Here is a 19,142-nt window from a genome sequence, read left to right on the forward strand (position 1 = left end):
CCTCGTCTTACGGGAAGTAGGTAATCACTTCTCCTTTGGGGTTCAGCGCCAATTCACTCATCAGCAGATTTTTCACCATCTGCTGTTTCATGCGCTCCTTCATATACTCAAAACCATCATAAGCCTCCTGATAATACTCAACCAGAGGATTTTTCATAGAGAAATGCTGGCCGCTCAGGGCTGTTTTGAGCTGCTGCAGATAGTCCACCTGCTCGATCCAGTTTTCATCAATCGCCTTGAGGACGCAGATCCGCTGAAAGTCTGTAAAAAGCTTGTCCGACCGGAGATAGTCCTTCTTTGCCTGCAGCTCCTCTCTGGCAATCCCCAGCAAAAGCTGCTCAATCTTCTCCGGCGAATAGAGGTCAAAATCATAGGAAATCCGTTCAGCATGGTAGCTGAAATGGTCCAAGATATAGCGATAGAGGTCGGCCCGGCTGGCATAGCTGCGCTCATAAGCCGCCTGATGAATGACCTGGCTCAGCACCTGCTCAATCTCCTGATCGATGCGCTCCTCAGCCTGAATCAGCCGGTCCCGCTCAGCATAGGTCAGCTGGCGCTGAATCTTCATGCTCTGGGCAAAGTCCAGCGTCAGCTGGCGCGACAGCTTGGCAGCACTTTCGCTGGCCCGCTGGGCCTTAGCAGCCAGACTCCGAAAACGCCGCCCCCTGAGCTGGGTTGGCTGGAGCTGGACCTCATCAACCGAGTAGTCCCGATAGAAGGTCTTGAGCCAGTCCGGTCCCCACTTTTTGAGCAGGTCGTCTTCCAGAGAGACAAAGAACTTGCTGATGCCGGGGTCTCCCTGCCGGCCTGACCGTCCGCGGATCTGCAGGTCAATCCGCTGATTCTCTATCCTCTCCGTGCCGATGACCACCAGACCGCCCAACTCTGCCACACCGGCTCCCAGCTTAATGTCTGTCCCCCGGCCGGCCATGGAGGTAGCGACTGTCACCGCCCCTTTCTGACCTGACTCAGCAATGATCTGAGCCTCGCGGGCTGCATTGTTGGCATTGAGCAGATTATGAGCAATGCCCTCCCGCAGGAGCAGAGAGGAGTAAATCTCTGACATCTCCACCGAACCGGTGAAAATCAAAAGCGGATTGCCCTTGGCATGATAGTGCTTGACCTCATCCAGCGAAGCAAAGACCTTCTCCGGCAGGGTCTGATAGAGCTGATCCGGCAAATCCTGGCGAATGACCTTGCGGTTGGTCGGAATCTTAATCACAGCCATGGAATAGGTCTCCATAAACTCGCGCTCCACCACCTTGCCAGTCCCAGTCATCCCGGCAATCTTTCTGAAGAGTTTGAACAGATTTTGGTAGGTAATCGAGGCCATGGCCCGCGTTTCCTGAGTCAGACTGACTCCTTCCTTGGCCTCAATGGCCTGATGCTGGCCGCCCTGCAGCCGGGTCATCTCCAAGAGCCGGCCTGTGGAGCGGTCCAAAAGCACCACCTCTGCCTCCTTGCCGCCTTCGCGGACCACATAGTCCTTGTCCTTCTTGTACAGCTTATGGGCCCGCAGGGCCAGATTGAGGTGGCGGACAATTTCTTGATTTTCCTTGGCAAATAAATGCTGCAGATCCAGAAAGGACTCAGCTGCCCGAATGCCTTTCAGGGTCATCCAGACCTCATTCTTCTCATCATCATACTTGTAGTCTTCGCCCTCTTTCAGGGTGGTGACAAAGGTGTCCATGATGCCGTAGAAGTTGGACTGAACCCGCGGAGCCCCTGAGATGATCAGAGGTGTCTGAGCGCTGTCCAGCAGGATGGAGTCAATCTCATCAATGATGACATAATGAAAGGGCCGCAGGTACTGACTGGCCTTGGTGTCAGCCAGATTTTCAATCAGATAGTCAAAGCCCAGAGCACTGTTGGTGGTATAGACAATATCGGCCTGATAGATCTCCCGCTTGCGCTCAGGAGTCAGCTCCTTGCTCTCGTCAGCCAGCACCGCTGTCTCGATGCTCAGGCCCAGAAAGCGATAGACCCGGCCCATCTCCTCAGCATCCCGCAGGGCCAGGTAGCTGTTGGTCGTCACCAGCAGAGCTCCCTGTCCGGTCAGGGCATTGAGGTAGAGGGGCATGGTTGCGGTCAGGGTCTTGCCCTCGCCCGTAGCCATTTCAGCGACATTGCCCTGGTGGAGGACGACAGCCCCCATGACCTGAACCTCATAGGGAAACATCCCCAGCACCCGCCGATCGGCTTCGCGGACTGCCGCATAGGCTTCTGGCAGCAGCTCATCCAAGCTCTCCCCCTCAGCCAGCCGCTCTTTAAATTCCTTGGTTTTGGCCTGAAGGGCTGCATCTGACAGGCTGGCCATTTCTTTCTCAAAGGCATTGACCTGATGGACAATCGCCTGCAGACGGCGGATTTGAAAACTGTTTTTAATCATCAGACTCCTCTTCAACTTGGTCAATCTTGAGTGCATAAAACTCAAAGGACTCTACCCCTGCACTGAGCAGCTGAACCTTGTAGCTGTAAGCGTCCTGAGGGTAGGTAAAAGTCAGGCTTTCCGAGCGCTCCACCTGATTGCCCAGCTCTTCATTGTAGCGGTCAAAGAAAATGACCTTCAGAAACACACTGAAGTCCGGATAAAGGTCCATATCTCTGGTCAGACGGTAGCGGGCGCCCCTTTTCAGCAGCGGCAGCGAAGGCTGCAGCCGGTCCCGCTGGTAGTGCCAGCCAGAGGACCACTCGTGAATGGTCTGCCCGGACGCCATGAGCTTATTTTCAAAGAAAATATGGGACGGAGAATGATAGATCAGTGTGGAGCCGTATAAATAGGTGAAATCCTTGGCATTGCCGGCAGCTGACAGGCCCCTCAGCTCGCCCCAGTAGATGCCCTTTCTTTTGTGAACTTTCATTTCTTTCGCCCAAATTCCCTTTCCAGTATCATTTTATAGTAATTCATAAACCAAGCGACGGTCATGGTCGAGTCATCATTGTGGCGGCCGGATGTGCCGCGGCTGATCACCTTGGCATCGGTCGAATGCAGGGCTGCGACAATATCCTCATAGGCGGTCGGATCATAGTCCTCCTCTTTCATATAGGAAATCCCAAAGGTGGTCCGGCTGAAATCCGCCCTCTTAAACCTGCGCCAAAAACGCTGATCCAGCTCCTCCATATGCTGCTCGTCCTTACCGCCGGTATGCAGATGCAGCAGGTCGAGAGCCGTTGGAAAGACCTTGGGCAGCCGCAGGCGGCCGCGCTTGGCGATGGTCCCCAGATTGCTCAGCGGCTTGGCCAGAATGATGGCCCGCGGCCGAAAGCCAGCTCCATAGTACATGGCACCATAGGTCCCCATGGACATGCCCGACAGGATCAAATCCCGCTCGGTAAAGCCCAGCAGATCCAAATGCTCCTGGATAATCTGATGAATGCCGCTTTCCAGCTCCTGACTCCCCAGATAAAACATCCCGCCGTCCACACGCGGGTCAGAAAACAGGAGAAAGGGAGTCCCCATACCTCGCATCATGCCGAAGCCTTCAAAGCCTTCGGCCCGTCGATAGCCGGAAAAATAGACTGCAAGAGGCGGCTTCAGATCTCCCGGATAAAAGAAGTAATTGATCTCCTGCCGGCGGCTGTCTGTGAGAATCCTGCCGCCCAGTACATATTTGCCAAAGTGATAGCGGGTCAGGCGCTGATGCAGGGCACCAATCTGCAGCCGGCCCTGCCCCTGAGCCTCCAGACTCACTGCCAGATAAGAAGTATCATCATGATCCAAGACCATGGCTTCCTGCATATCGGCTTCAGCAAAGACCGCTTCATGGATGATATGAGCCGTAGAGCCTTCCTGGATATTGCAGACCCGCAGGCGCAGCTGGCAGTCCCCCTCCTTTTCATACTCCAGCCAGAGCTCGACAGGATTGGCCTGACTGGCCACGACATTGTAGCGAAAGGAAACTAGCGGCTGAAAGTCCGGACCAAAGTCCCCTTCCAGAGTCAGATTTTCATAGCCATTGTAGCAAATCTGCCCGCCAAAGCCCGGACTGACCGTCATATCGATGGGCGTCATCTTGTCGCCGTACTGGCCGCGAAAGAGAGCCTTGGACAGCAGCCGCACCAGCTCAGAGCGGTCGTTCATGTCCGCCGGCTGGGCACAGTGGCGCTTGAGAAAATACTCAATGTCCGCCTCCTGAGTCTGCTGATCCTGATTGTAAAAGACCGTATAGGGCGTAATCTTGTCCTCAATCATGAACAGGTCCGGAATCAGGGCCAAGTCTTCCACCAGAATGGCGCTGAACTGAAAAATCCTGTCCATCTCCATGACCTTTTTCAGAGCCAGACGGGAATGAGGAAAGAAATGGTACCAGACCATATTGTCCGGCAGGGACAGCTCCCGGCTCCAGTCGCTCAGGCCAACCTGTAAAATCTTCAGCTTATCTTGCATGCTTTGCCTCCTTGAGCCACTTCTCCCACCTGCCGATCAGTTCCATACCGGTATTTTCCCTAATCTTCTCAATCGAGTAAATCAGGGCCTGATTCCAATGTTTCAGGCCGTCCAGATAGTAGTCCGCTGCTGCCGGCAGGTCCGAAAGCGAGGTCAGGATATAGCCGTTTTTCAGGTGCGTCACATAGTCTGACGGCACGAGATTGATCTGGGGAATCCCGGCACTGATGCCCGCAATCTGTGTATAGAGATTGGGATGCTCATTGAGATCCACAATCAGGCGGGTGTACTCCAGCTCCTGTATCAGGCTGAGCTCGTCAGTGATGTTCTTAATGCAATAACGAAGCTCCTGCTCCTGATTTTCCAAGAGGGCATTCTCAGCCTGCTCGCTGCGGCGGTAATGCTTGATCAGTTCATGCCGATTCAGATACTCATCGATTAGCTCCTCCACCTTGGCTTCCACCGTCTGCAGACCCTCCTGCCAAGCATTGTAAACACCGATGGTCAGCTCCGTCTCGGGATGTTTGGCCACATAAAAGAGGACCTTGAAGATGGCATAGTCATTGATGGGCTCCTCCAGATTGAGCTGATAGAAAATCTTGGACTCGCGCTTGCGCTGACTCTTGCCCAGCTGCAGCCGCGTATCAAAAGGCGACAGATAGTGGACCTTGTGGGCCTGCTGGGGCAGGCAGCTCTTCATGGCAGCCTGAACATCCATGCGGTCGGTCAGGACCAGATCCACCAGCTGCAGATCCGCTGCCAGACTGGACCAGTCCAGCTCCCGATTGCGCTCATGGAAAAAGCTGAGAATCTTCTGAGCCTGAGGCGGCAAGAGCTGCAGCACAGCCCGATTGTAAAGCGGATGAGCCGCCAGGACAAACTTGCTGTCTGCACCCGCCTGGCTGCTGATAAAATGGCCCAATTTCTCCAAAATCAAATCCGGCATCCGCTCATACTCCAGCTTATCAAAAGCCAGCAGATAGGCCGGATTGACCTCAACCCGGCAGTCATCTTGGGTCAAATGCTCCCGAATCCGCCAGTCACCGTCCGGCTGCAGGTAGTCCCGATAGCGCTCCTGCCCATTTTCATAATAAGTAATGCTGGAAATAAAGCCCCGGTCATCAAAAATATAGAGCTTGTCCTGCTGATCGTCCTTGAAAAAGCGGATAAAGCTGAGAAAGCCCTCAATGCCAAACTCGATATGGGCATAGAGCTGTCCCTGCCTGCGAACCATGACCAGAAAGGGCGTATAGAGAAACTCGCAGTCGGCTTCCCAGTCCAAGTCCTTGATCTGCAGAGCCTGCATAAAGTCGGAATGAACGCCCTGAATATCGTCAAAGACGGAGTAATAATCCGTTTCAAACAAGTCCTGCCGGTGCAGAAAATAACGGGCATGAGGCATATAGGCCGGCAGCAGCATCTTGACCGGCAGCTGCTGACTCTGAAAAATCCGAATCTGATGAATGGAATCATCAAACTCCAGCCGCTGCATGGAGCGGTACCAAGGGATTATATCCCACTGCCAGACCCGCTCCCCGCTGCCAGACCAGGAAGGAATAAAATAATACATGTCTTCTCCTATAGCAAGGAACGATAGCGATCGTTAAGGGTCAAGGCATCCACCTCATCCTTAATCGAAAAGACCATTCCGATAAAAATCATGAAAAGCCCCGGAATCATACTGAGACGCAGATAGCGGACATCCCAAAGCACTATCATCATAGGCAGGCCCGATACCAGCACCAGATAGACAGCTCCCACTATGGCAAAATACGTCACCAAGCCATTGATATAGCGCCGGGTAGCTGCCCCCGGATAGATATTCTCGATGTACTCCCCGCTCTTTTGCATGCGCTCAGCAATCTGGTCTCCGCTGACATTGATAAAGGCAAAAGCCAAAGCTAGGATGAAAATCGTCAGCAGATAGAGGACAAACCAGCCTAGATTGCCCATAGACAGATCCAAGATCCACTGGCGGATCAGCTGATTGCCCGGCTGGAAAAAGTGGACCAGCAAGAGCAGATACTGGGGAATGCTGACCAGCGTCATAGCATACATAATCGGCATGCCGCCCGCAGGATTGAGGCGGATATCCAGATAAGAGTACTTCTTAAAGCGATTGTGGATGGTGATCTTATTGACCGGTATCCGGTACTTGGCCCGCTCGACCACCACAGCCAGATAGAGAAAGACCAGACTGAGCAGGAGGAGAAGGCCCAGCCAGACCGGCGGGATCTGCAGCTCCTGCACTGACTGCCAGATATCCTGCGGAATGTAGGAAATCATGCTGGCCATGACAATCATCACCGAACCTCCCAGTCCCATAGCAGCATTCAGATCAGTCAGCCAGATGAGAAAGTAGGTTCCCCCCATTAAGATAAGGGTGTCCAGCAGCAGAACAGCCGTTGGGTCCATTCCTGCTGCCACCGGCAGATTGAGAACGACTGCTGCCGACTGCAGGAGGGAGACAAAGAAGGTCAGAATCATGCGCCGCCGCTCCTGCACTTCCAGCGGCAGTCTGCCCAGGCCCAGCTTTTTGGAGATGGCAAACATCTGCCAGATCAGCATGGAGGACATCCAGGGCGACAGGCCGATTGAAAAGAGCGACAGGCTGCGCAGATTTCCGCCCATGAGAGCCGTTGCATAGTTCAAGGTCGCTGAGGCACCATTCAAGGACACCGCCTTGCCCATGTCAATGAAAGGCAGGGGCAGCTTGCTCCCTAGTACATAGATAAATAAGAAAAATAAGGTCCAAAGAAACTTCTTGATAATGACCGCTTTAAAAAATGACTTCACATTGACTCCTCACTGTGATGGCTGAAAAACACTAAGACAAAACTTCCATGACCGCATCCAGCAAGACTTTCTTGCTGAAATAGCCTTCTTTGAGCAGGAAAGAGAAATTTCTGACCCGCTCGGCCATAGCCTGGTATTCTTCCGGGCTCAGTGTCTCCACCACACGGCTGGCCTCAGCCAGACTGTCTACCACAAAGCCTAAGCCCTGCCGGCGGATCAGCTCAGCATTGGACAGATAGGCCGGCACGATAATCGGAAGACCCGCCGCCAGATAGGTGGCCGCCTTATGGGAAATATTGAGGCCGTAGTATTCCGGCTCTTCGGCCGGATCCTCCTCCACACCCCAGACCAGTCCCAGACCGCCCTTGGACAGCTCCAGCAGCAGCTCGGGCCGGCTGACCCAGCCGCGAAAGCGGACATTGGCCGCAGGACTGCTCTCCTCTTCGGGCGAGAAAATCTCCAGCGGCGTTGCATAGGCCCAGTTAGCCAGATGCGGAAACCGCTCCACACTGCCGGCAAAGTAAAGCTTGCGCTCAAACTGCGGCTGATGCAGGGCCAGATCATAAGGGTGGTCCCACATATGCTGGATGAGAACCTTCTCCACCGTCAGCCCCTCCTCGATCAGCTTGTCCCGCATCTTTTCAGACGGCACAATGACCAGATCCGACTGATTGTACATGTCGATGTACTCGGGCATGAGATAGTAATTGGAGGGAAACATGAGCGGCGGAATATCGTGGATAAAGGTGACGATTTTGGCCTGCAGTACCTTGAGCTTGCGGACAAAGGCCTGATCAAACTCCCGGCCGTTCCAAGACGGCGACTGGTAGATGACCACATCCCCATAGGCCACACTGGCCATGATCCCGTCCAGCCGCGTGCTCAGCTCCGAGGGACTGTCGCTATAAATATCGTAAAAATAAAAACCCAGCTCATTAAAACCCAGCTCCTTGGCCAGCCTGCTCACATCATTCTGGGCAATCAAGGCCGTACTCTGGCCGGACATGCCGTATAAATTGGTAATATTAACTTTCATCTTCTTTTCTATTGCTTCTGTTCGGTCAGATTGACAGCAATCTGACGCTCGTAATCGCGGTCAGGCAGCACTTCGATATCCTGGTCAAAATTATACTCCGCCGTATGCTTGTGGGCCAGCTTGACCTTGTGGGTCGCGCCCATCTGGAACCACTCGTACTCTGAGTCGATGTGACCAATATCCAGCGCCCGATAGCCCTCCTGCACCAGATCATAGACCAGGACCTTGGCTGCAGGTCCCAGCATGGCCAAGATCAGCCGGTCGCCCGCCTGCTCTCTGACCGCTGCCTTGATGTCCTCCAGCCGGCTGTAGGCATTGCGGGAAGGACAGATGATCCGCTTGATCGACTTGGCCGCAGCAAAGAGGTCATTGCCCACACCCGAGCGCGAGGCAGCCCCTTCTACAATCAAAAGGTCCCGATCCTGCCACAGCCTCTTCAGCTTGTCAAAATAACCCGCCGACAGCGACTTGTCCACCAAGTCAATATAGGGCCGGGAAATAAAGGTCGAACCATACCAAGGCGCCCGGCAAATGGTCTGGTAGTCAAGCAGATGATGATGCAGATGCCACTTCCAAAAGTTCCGAGCCTCAGGCAAATATCGCTCCAATCCCTCAAAGACATCTGACAGGCAAATAATCAAGCGCTCACTGCTCTCCTGTGCCATCATCTCTCTTAGGCGCTCTGCCAGCTCCGGCTGGTAATCCTGATAGGCAATGCTATGGCCTGCAATGATATCCATTTCCCCATCGCCAAAGCGAACCGCTGAGGAGCCGTGTTCTAAAAGGTAGTCCAGCGTCTGCTCTATGGGCAGCACCTCAATCTTCCGCTCCTCTGGCTCTTGCAGCCGCAGGGCTTCAATGGCCGCTGCCATCTCTGCCGGCTGATCCGCTGCAAACAGCTCCTGCCCCTGCTGGCCGTGGGCCGTGCTGTCAAAGGCAAAAACTGGCTTGCCGGCTGACCGAAAGCGGGAAATAATCCCGTCCACCTCATCGCCGGCATTGATATCAAGGAGCAGCTGCGCCTTCTCTGCCAATGACTCCAAGAACCCCGGAATCCCCGCAATATCTGAGCTGACGCTGACATTGGAGTACCGCAGCAGGCGGCTGATCGGCTCTGCCACTACCACCGGCGCTGCTATATAAAAATGACAGGCAGGCAAGGAGCGGATCAAATCATCAATATGGAGCAGATCACAAGAATAAGTGTAAACCAAGCAGGAGAAAGCCGGACCGTTCACCATTTTCTCAGTCAGAGCCCCGATTGGCTCCTGCAAGTCCGCCCAGTCCAGCCCATGGTAAAACCACCAAAGCTCCCGGTAAATGGACTGCGTGAACTCCTTCCAAGGCTTGCGTTCCGTCAGATAGTGAATGACCGGAGGATAGAGCCCCAGCTCTGGCACATAGTCCGAAAAAGCCATATGCAGGGTAATACAGTTATAAGCAAAAGGCAGCTCCAGCCAGCGATTTTCAAAGAGCAGATTGAGAATGCTTTGGTCATCCTGACTGACCTGATCATGCAGCTGATCCGTCATTTCGATTAATTGCTGCGCGACACCTGCTTCTCGCCACAGCTTGATATTAATCAGCAGAACACCCGAATTAAATATCTGCTCTCCAAAGTAAACCTGACCGCCCAAGTCCTTTACTGCTGCCAGCGGCGCTTGACCAAGCTCTCGCTCAAACAAAGGCGTCAAATCCCGGGTCACCACAATATCGCAATCCAGATACAGGGCCTGGCTTTCTGTCACAAAATCTGCCGCAAAATATCGTAAAAATACCGCATAGTGGATGTTGGTCTTGTAATGACTGATATGGCTGCTGTCCACCCGCGCATTGACAATACGGCAGTCCAGCTTAGCCAGTCTCTTTTCCATGCTGACAAACCACTCAGCCGGAAAATCACTGTTAATCAGGTAAAACTTGATAAAGCGATTGTGGCAGACAATGGACTTAATCGTAGTGGAGACCTGATCGCTGTAGAGATAGTCGGCCGCCAGAACGACCGCCCGATAGCCTTCCGGTACAGCCTTCTTCATGAGAGAGCGCAGCTTTTCCACCATTTCCTGAGGATTGGCATGAGGATAGACAAAGTCAGCCGCCTCATTTTTCTGAGTATTGTCAAAGGTCAGCACCGGCTTGCCGGCTGCCTTAAACCGGCTGCCCATCTCATACTGTTCAGTACCATGGTGAATATCCAGATAAAGCTGACACCGCCCAATCATCTCGTCCAGCACTGCTTCCACGACTTGCGGATAGAGCTGAATATTATCATATCTGTCCAGAGAACGCAGATAATCCCCCATTTCGGTGTAGCAGGCGATATGGAAATGAACCGTCGGCAGAGCCTGAGCCAAAAACTCTATCTGCTCCAGCTCCTGCACATTGGTCAAGATCAGACAGTTGAGAGCAGCCTGCTCCCAGCTGTCGGGCAGCTCAAAGGCTCCCTCATGATGGGCCGCAATCTCCTCCAGACTCAAGGCCTGAAAATCCCACCACAGCTGACGGTAGCGATAGCTGATTACAGAGTTCCAGGGCTTGCGGTAGGTCGTGTAGTGGATAATGATCGGCTCCTGCTCCAGCTCAAAGTGCCCCGTCCAGCCGCTGTAGAAGGCCACCAAGTCATGCCCCACCTGCAGATTGTAGATCTTATCCAGCGGGAGCCAGTCCTGCCCAAAGACCTGATTTAAGACCGTCTGGTCGCCGTTAAAATCCTCAAATTGACCGGACTGGACCGCTTCCATGATTCGCTCCGTCTCCCTGATAAGGACCGCTGACAGCTGCCGCTCTTTCCAGACCCGATTGTCTATCAGCAAAACTCCAGCATTAAAACCATAACCACCGGCATCACCGGCCGCTGCAATAGCCCGGCCCTGCAGATCCAGCTCAAACAAGGGCTGCAGCTCTCCCTTGACAATCACATCACTGTCCAGATAGAGGACCCGATCCTCTGCCACAAACTGCGGAATAAAATAGCGGGCATAGGTCATAGAGCTGATATGGTCCTGCGTCTGCCAGTCCGAAGGGATGGCTGCCTGATCCAGACTGACAGGCAGCAGCTCGCTCTCCAACTGCCCGGCCAGCTCCTGCAAATCACAGAACCACTCAGTCGCAATCCCCCTGTTTAAGACATATAGCTTAACATTTTTATTATAATACAAAATCGACTTGATTGCGGTCGAAAGCGGCTCCAGATAGTCCTGATCTCCAATTAAAACAATTGCCTGCATATTTCCCTTGCTCTTTCATCTTCATCGTATCATTCTACTCCTTGTATTATATAAAATATTGCCCGAAAAATCTAGGTTTTCAGGGACTTTCCTGCCTCATAAAGGAGACTTTTTTTCTGAAAATGTCAAAAAAACAGGAAGCCGCAAAACTTCCTGCTTTTCTGTATACTGGCTACTCTTCAGAGTCACCTTTTTTCTTGCGTCTCTTGAAGGCCAGGCCTAGTGCACCTAAGCCCAGAGCCAGAATGGAGGCCTTGCTCTCCACTTCCCCTGTCTGAGGTAATTGACCCTTGGCCAGCAGATCCAGCTCTGACTGACGCGCCGAGGTCGAAAGGGATAGACTTTCAGACGTGCTCTGACTGGTCGACAGACTGACTGATGCGGACAGGCGTGCTGACTCAGACTGACTGACGCTGACCAACTCGCTGAGACTGATAGACTCAGACAAGGAAGCACTGGTCGACAGACTAAGTGAATAGAACTCCTTCTCATGGATCAAATCCAGCTGACTGTGCAGGACAGAGGTGCTGGTGCTCAGGGATGACGACTCACTGACAGACAGAGAATCGCTGACTGAAGCACTTTCCAGACCCGATGCGCTGGCTGATACCGACGCGCTCTCGCTCGCTGAGATCAACGCACTCGCAGAGGCGGAGGTACTTGCAGACACAGATGCGCTCGCAGAGGCACTCTCACTGACTGAAGCGGATAAACTGTCAGAAATAGATGCGCTAGTAGATGCGGACTCACTTGCAGAGGTCGACGCACTCTCTGAAGCACTTACGCTTGCCGAAGTTGACGCACTCTCTGATGCGGACGTACTTGCGGATACCGATGCACTGATTGACGCTGACTCGCTTGCTGAAGTCGACGCACTTACGCTAGCGGACGTACTTGCTGAGACGGACGCACTCGTAGACGCTGATACGCTCGCAGAAGTCGATGCACTCTCTGATGCGGACGTACTTGCGGACACTGATGCACTGGTTGATGCGGACTCACTAGCTGAGGTCGATGCACTTTCTGAAGCTGAAGTGCTTGCAGACACCGATGCGCTCGTAGACGCGGACTCACTTGCAGACGTTGATGCACTCACTGACGCAGACGTACTTGCTGATACCGATGCACTGGTTGATGCGGATACGCTTGCAGAGGTCGACGCACTTACGGATGCAGAGGTACTTGCGGATACCGATGCACTGGTTGATGCTGACTCGCTTGCTGAGGTTGAGGCACTCTCTGATGCGGACGTACTTGCGGAGACCGACGCACTGGTTGATGCTGACTCGCTCGCAGACGTTGATGCACTCACTGACGCAGACGTACTTGCGGACACCGATGCGCTCGTAGACGCTGACTCGCTCGCGGAAGTTGACGCACTCACTGACGCTGAGGTACTTGCGGACACTGACGCACTCGTTGATGCTGACTCGCTCGCTGAGGTTGACGCACTTACTGACGCGGAGGTGCTGGCTGATACCGATGCACTCGTGGAGGCTGATACGCTTGCGGAGGTCGACGCGCTTACGGATGCAGAGGTACTTGCGGATACCGATGCACTCGTGGAAGCAGACTCGCTCGCTGAAGTTGACGCACTTTCTGAAGCGGACGTGCTGGCTGATACTGAAGCACTTGTGGAGGCAGATACACTCGCTGAAGTTGACGCACTCACGGACGCGGAGGTGCTAGCCGATACCGATGCACTCGTGGACGCTGATACGCTCGCGGAGGTTGACGCACTTACGGATGCAGAGGTACTTGCGGATACCGATGCACTCGTGGAAGCTGATACGCTGGCCGAAGTCGATGCACTTACGGACGCGGAGGTACTTGCTGACACTGATGCGCTCGTAGAGGCTGATACGCTTGCTGAAGTTGATGCACTTACAGACGCAGACGTACTTGCGGACACAGACGCACTCGTGGAGGCTGATACGCTCGCTGAAGTTGATGCACTTACGGATGCGGACGTACTTGCGGAGACTGATGCACTAGTTGAAGCTGATACGCTTGCTGAAGTTGATGCACTTACGGACGCGGACGTACTTGCGGAGACCGACGCACTGGTTGAAGCTGACTCGCTCGCTGAAGTTGACGCACTCACGGACGCAGAGGTGCTTGCGGATACCGATGCGCTCGTGGAAGCCGACTCGCTCGCAGACGTTGATGCACTCACTGACGCAGACGTACTTGCGGAGACCGACGCACTGGTTGAAGCTGACTCGCTCGCGGAGGTCGACGCGCTTACGGATGCAGAGGTACTTGCGGATACCGATGCACTCGTGGAAGCGGACACGCTTGCCGAAGTTGATGCACTTACGGACGCGGAGGTACTTGCTGACACTGATGCGCTCGTAGAGGCTGATACGCTTGCTGAAGTTGATGCACTTACAGACGCAGACGTACTTGCGGACACAGACGCACTCGTGGAGGCTGATACGCTCGCTGAAGTTGATGCACTTACGGATGCGGACGTACTTGCGGAGACTGATGCACTAGTTGAAGCTGATACGCTTGCTGAAGTTGATGCACTTACGGACGCGGACGTACTTGCGGAGACCGACGCACTGGTTGAAGCTGACTCGCTCGCTGAAGTTGACGCACTCACGGACGCAGAGGTGCTTGCGGATACCGATGCGCTCGTGGAAGCCGACTCGCTCGCAGACGTTGATGCACTCACTGACGCAGACGTACTTGCTGATACCGACGCACTGGTTGAAGCTGACTCGCTCGCGGAGGTCGACGCGCTTACGGATGCAGAGGTACTTGCGGATACCGATGCACTCGTGGAAGCAGACTCGCTCGCTGAAGTTGACGCACTTTCTGAAGCGGACGTGCTGGCTGATACTGAAGCACTTGTGGAGGCAGATACACTCGCTGAAGTTGACGCACTCACGGACGCGGAGGTGCTAGCCGATACCGATGCACTCGTGGACGCTGATACGCTCGCGGAGGTTGACGCACTTACGGATGCAGAGGTACTTGCGGATACCGATGCACTCGTGGAAGCTGATACGCTGGCCGAAGTCGATGCACTTACGGACGCGGAGGTACTTGCTGACACTGATGCGCTCGTAGAGGCTGATACGCTTGCTGAAGTTGATGCACTTACAGACGCAGACGTACTTGCGGACACAGACGCACTCGTGGAGGCTGATACGCTCGCTGAAGTTGATGCACTTACGGATGCGGACGTACTTGCGGAGACCGACGCACTGGTTGAAGCTGACTCGCTCGCTGAAGTCGACGCACTTACGGATGCAGAGGTACTTGCGGATACCGATGCACTCGTGGAAGCAGACTCGCTTGCCGAAGTTGACGCACTTACACTCGCTGAGGTACTTGCGGATACAGAAGCACTTGTAGACGCCGACTCGCTCGCAGATGTTGATGCGCTCTCTGATGCAGATGTGCTGGCAGACACTGATGCACTGGTAGAGGCCGACTCGCTCGCGGAGGTCGATGCACTTACGGACGCAGACGTACTTGCGGATACCGATGCACTCGTTGAAGCACTTACGCTTGCCGAAGTCGATGCACTTACGGACGCAGACGTGCTGGCTGACACCGACGCACTGGTAGAGGCAGATACGCTCGCAGAGGTTGATGCGCTCACTGAGGCTGAGGTACTTGCTGACACTGATGCACTCGTTGATGCTGACTCGCTCGCGGAGGTTGACGCACTTACTGAGGCTGAGGTACTTGCTGACACCGATGCACTCGTGGAAGCCGACACGCTCGCAGACGTTGATGCACTTACGGATGCGGACGTACTTGCGGACACTGATGCACTCGTGGAAGCTGATACGCTTGCCGAAGTCGATGCACTTACAGATGCGGACGTACTTGCAGATACTGATGCGCTCGTTGAAGCCGACACGCTGGCTGAGGTTGACGCACTTACTGAGGCTGAGGTACTTGCGGATACCGATGCACTTGTGGACGCTGATACGCTCGCGGAGGTTGACGCACTTACCGAGGCTGAGGTACTTGCCGAAATGGACTGCACGGTTGAGGTCGATGCAGAGCGGCTGGCCGAGATTGACTGTACTGTACTGGTGCTTGCAGAGGTGGATGCACTCACTGAAGCTGACTGTGAAGCAACCACGCTAGTTGAGGCACTGGTACTTGCTGATACGGAGGCACTCGCAGAGGCAACGGTACTAAGAGATTTGGAGGTGCTCCCAGCTCTTGTGTCTACCAGCTTGCTGCCTTCAATCGTGTCTGTTCTACCATCCCGATATGTTATAGTAGTCGTTCCATCATTCGCGACAGTAATTGCAGTAACATAATTGGATCTGGCTACATCTTGTGCTCTCAAATCTGGATTGCTCTGCTTAATCGCTTCTCTGACTTGATTTTTTTCGGCTTCTGATAACCGACTCGTATTATTGACTATAACAGTATTTTCCGGAGTTTTTACTCTAAATCGAACAATCAGTCTAAACTGCCCGTTAACGGATGTCTTGTTCGCAGCAGCATTTCCCATTTCCGTTTGTGTTGCATTCACATTCCCTGCTGCGTCTGTAGCTGTGATGTAACGAGTATAATCACCAATCGTTGTATCTACTGGAACATCGCCGTAAATACGAACTTTTAACTGATTGCCTTCTTGTGTAACCGAATATCTCACCCATTCAGTACCGGTTCCAGGAAGATTACTATACAACCAACGATAAAGTGTCTTATTAAGATCAAAAGCATTGGAATTATCCGTTACTGTCGCAACAAATTCAAAGGACTCACCACGATAAACAGTAATTTCACTAGGGAAATCAACAACTGGTCTTTCCGTATCCTTCTCCGGTACAGTTGTGTTATATCCTACCTTGTCCCAACTTCCATTTGTTGTCGAAGCAACCTCATCAAACTCAAGCGGAAGATTTGTATTGGTAATGGCTTTATCGCTAGTTACTAAACGGAGACCCAACTTCACATCACCGCCAGTATCATCTATATGAGTGATGATACGGAGTGTATTATTGGCAACGGACTCTCCTGTATAGAGATTCCAGACACCACCTGAATTATAAATGCCTCCATTTGTTGCATTTTTACCATTAATCGTTACGGAACGAGTTTCTTGATTGCCGCTGATTGATACAAGCGCACCAAAATTGGTTTTAACCTGTCTTGGTGTCAAAGTAATCGTCCAAGTCAAAAGTCTAGTGACATTATCAAAACTTGTTGTTACATTTTGAATCATGTCCCCCTTCACATCGCGATATTCCACGCTAGGCCCCGGCGGCTCCGTCACCGCCCGCCGCGTTCTGACACGTGATGTCTGACTGCTGTTGGCCGTGGATTGGCTGCTGCTGTCTGATTGCGATGCAGCAGCGGTACTGGTGCTGGCACTGATGCTGGCAGAGGCGGATGCGCTGGCCGCTTGGTTTGAGTCAGTCACTGCCGCTGAAGCAGAGGTACTTGAAGACACTGAAAGAGACTCAGACACACTCAAAGAATCTGAGACAGACTGTGATGTACTTGCACTGACAGAGGCCGACTGTGACGCAGCCTCACTGCCGGATACAGAAGCGCTGACAGAAGCGGACTCGGAGGCAGACAGACTGGCAGAGGCACTGATGGACTGAGTATCTGAAGCAGCTTCTGTTGTTGACTCAGGCAGGGCAGACTCTGCCGCTGTTTCATCTGTGGCAGTCCCCAGCACTGCATCATCCCGCGTTGCCAGGACTCCTGATGTATCGATGACTTTTTCTACAGCCTGATCCTCATCAGCCTTGACAGTGTTGGCGTTGGTAACGACTGCCCCTCCTAGAACAGCCCCCGTGGCGACCAGCCCTTTCAAGAATTGCAGACCGCCCTGCTTATCGACGGACTGCTCCTCTGTTACCTTGACCTCAACCGATGAAAGATTTCCCCCTTTCATTGACTTAAAAAGGCCAAACTGTGAGGTCGCAGCACGCAGCCAATGTTTCCCTGATTTGATCAGTTTAAACCGCGTCACGCGCTCTACTTCGTGATACTTACCTTTCTGGCGTTTAAAAAACATACTTTTCTTCCTCTAATTTATATCTCTTTTTAAAAAACTATATTACCCTTAGTTTACCACATTATTACTCGTTTTTGTCAATTTATTACTTATTTTTTTGCTGAAATTGTTTTCAAATCACTTTCAACCTTATAAAAAGCAGAAAAAAAGCCCAGTTATCAAGCTTTCTGGAGACAGTCCCTGCCAGCGCTTTTGAAAATCTAAGGACTGATTTTCTCAAGGCAGCTTTGAAACCTAGTTCTCGCTGACGCTCGAACTGCATCAATGGCCCTAAACTCAACTCGGTCCTGCGGACTGGTTTCGTTAAGGGCCATAGAAAAAACGCCCGAAAGCGTTCCTTCTGATATTGATGATGTGAGATAGAACGGAAGACATGGGATTCGAACCCACGCACGCTTTTACACGCCTACTGCGTTTCCAACACAGCCTCTTAAGCCTCTTGAGTAATCTTCCATAAAGGAGGAAGCTAATCGCAACCTCTAAATTGTAAACATCTGATAACCATTATACCACATCACAGCCCCAACCGCCATAGTCTCCGTCAAATTTTTTTACAAATTTGATTAATTTCCAGATATTTTGGTTCAAATCAAAGATTTCTGTATTATCCATGCGGGTCAAATGCAGCTGATAAGGCTTGGCACTGTCATCCGTCTTTTCCATTCCGGCAAGCCGATAGCCCAGCCCTTCTGCTTCTTGAGCAAAAGCAGCACGGTCCTCTTCAGAGGCAAAGTAAATCCAGTGATCAAGCTCCCGCTCCTGACTGTGGTCATCACCAGCCCTTTCCAGCTCATACCAAACCCGCTGATTGAGAATGGTCTGGTACTCATAGTCATTGGGATAGAGAAAGTCAAAATACTGCGTCCAGTCTTCATCAGCCAAAGTCGCCGAATCATACCGATGGCTCGGAAATGCCGTCATCACACGCGCAATGGGCTCCAGATGGCTCCTCTTATCCTGCAGATAAAAGTAAAATTCGATATTGCCGTCTGTCGTGACCACACCGACATGGACACCTCCGACCTTGGCCAACTCCTCTGCAAGCTGATCTTCGATAGCATTGAGACTGTCAAACTCCGCGCTTGAAGGAAAGCCTGTCTCAGCATCATACTGCAAGAGCGCAATCTTCAGCCGCATGGCATAAGGATAGATCGCATAAGGGGCCTCCTCAGCCAGAGCCAAGTTCAAACGGATACTGGCAAGCTTATCATCAATGAAGGTCGAGAAAGAGCCCCACTCACTGGGAAAGCCGTCATCCGCCGGAACTGCTTCCGGCACAGCTTCTTCCGCTTCAGACTCATCTTGTTTGCCAAATAGATTTTTAAAAAAACTCATATCAAAAATCTCCTTAGGATCAGCAGGGGCCGGCAGGAATTTCAGAGCCTCCTCAGAAACGCTCAGCTCTTTTCGTATACTACTACCAAACTAGTATAACACAAATCAGAAATTTGGCAAGCTGCAAAGGCATTTCCACATACCCCACACACGAGAACTTGACATCTTATAAATTTCTATGTTAGAGTAATGATAGTGTAAGACTGATTCAGTTCAGCGCCCTGTGAGACTGAGATAAAAGTCCTTCAGTTTCGCTTTGTTTTGGTAAAAAACGCTTGACGCGGTAGCTGATTGCTCAAAAGCTCCAGTGGAGGTTTTGAGGTTATAGATAGAGCTTCCGAGAGGAAGCAA

Annotated in this window: 9 protein-coding genes and 1 tRNA gene; all 10 read right to left on the minus strand. The window is 52.5% G+C overall.

Features of this window, described 5'->3' with window-relative positions; translation table 11 throughout:
• Nucleotides 1-7 precede the first annotated feature (7 nt).
• On the minus strand, nt 8-2,389 hold the full coding sequence (gene secA2, locus DHL47_RS07325; protein ID WP_209551410.1) for an accessory Sec system translocase SecA2: 2,382 nt from the start codon (nt 2,387-2,389) through the stop codon (nt 8-10).
• Complete coding sequence (asp3, locus tag DHL47_RS07330; protein WP_209551411.1) at nt 2,382-2,861, minus strand: accessory Sec system protein Asp3; 480 nt, start codon at nt 2,859-2,861, stop codon at nt 2,382-2,384. The genes secA2 and asp3 overlap by 8 nt, the downstream gene beginning before the upstream one ends.
• Entirely contained in the window at nt 2,858-4,387 is a 1,530-nt protein-coding gene (asp2, locus tag DHL47_RS07335) for an accessory Sec system protein Asp2 (RefSeq protein WP_209551412.1), read from the minus strand. Before asp2 ends, asp3 begins: the two co-directional genes overlap by 4 nt.
• Complete coding sequence (gene asp1, locus DHL47_RS07340) at nt 4,377-5,957, minus strand: accessory Sec system protein Asp1 (protein ID WP_209551413.1); 1,581 nt, start codon at nt 5,955-5,957, stop codon at nt 4,377-4,379. Before asp1 ends, asp2 begins: the two co-directional genes overlap by 11 nt.
• Nucleotides 5,958-5,965: 8 nt before the next feature.
• Complete coding sequence (gene secY2 / locus DHL47_RS07345) at nt 5,966-7,183, minus strand: accessory Sec system protein translocase subunit SecY2 (RefSeq protein ID WP_209551414.1); 1,218 nt, start codon at nt 7,181-7,183, stop codon at nt 5,966-5,968.
• Between the two features lie 31 nt (nt 7,184-7,214).
• A complete protein-coding gene (locus tag DHL47_RS07350) occupies nt 7,215-8,219 on the minus strand; it encodes a sugar transferase (RefSeq protein WP_209551415.1) in 1,005 nt (334 codons plus the stop codon).
• A gap of 8 nt (nt 8,220-8,227) precedes the next feature.
• Nucleotides 8,228-11,446 carry an SP_1767 family glycosyltransferase gene (locus DHL47_RS07355; RefSeq protein ID WP_209551416.1) on the minus strand — a complete coding sequence of 1,073 codons (3,219 nt, stop codon included), beginning with the start codon at nt 11,444-11,446 and terminating at the stop codon, nt 8,228-8,230.
• Between the two features lie 172 nt (nt 11,447-11,618).
• A complete protein-coding gene (locus DHL47_RS07360) occupies nt 11,619-17,456 on the minus strand; it encodes an accessory Sec-dependent serine-rich glycoprotein adhesin (RefSeq protein WP_209551423.1) in 5,838 nt (1,945 codons plus the stop codon).
• Nucleotides 17,457-17,821: 365 nt separating this feature from the next.
• A tRNA-Ser gene (locus DHL47_RS07365) sits at nt 17,822-17,909 on the minus strand.
• A gap of 51 nt (nt 17,910-17,960) precedes the next feature.
• Nucleotides 17,961-18,791 (minus strand): DUF695 domain-containing protein, encoded by an 831-nt coding sequence (locus tag DHL47_RS07370; RefSeq protein ID WP_209551417.1) that lies wholly within the window; start codon nt 18,789-18,791, stop codon nt 17,961-17,963.
• Nucleotides 18,792-19,142 lie beyond the last annotated feature (351 nt).

It is taken from the genome of Streptococcus panodentis (assembly GCF_017884005.1).
Classification (GTDB): Bacteria; Bacillota; Bacilli; order Lactobacillales; family Streptococcaceae; genus Streptococcus; species Streptococcus panodentis.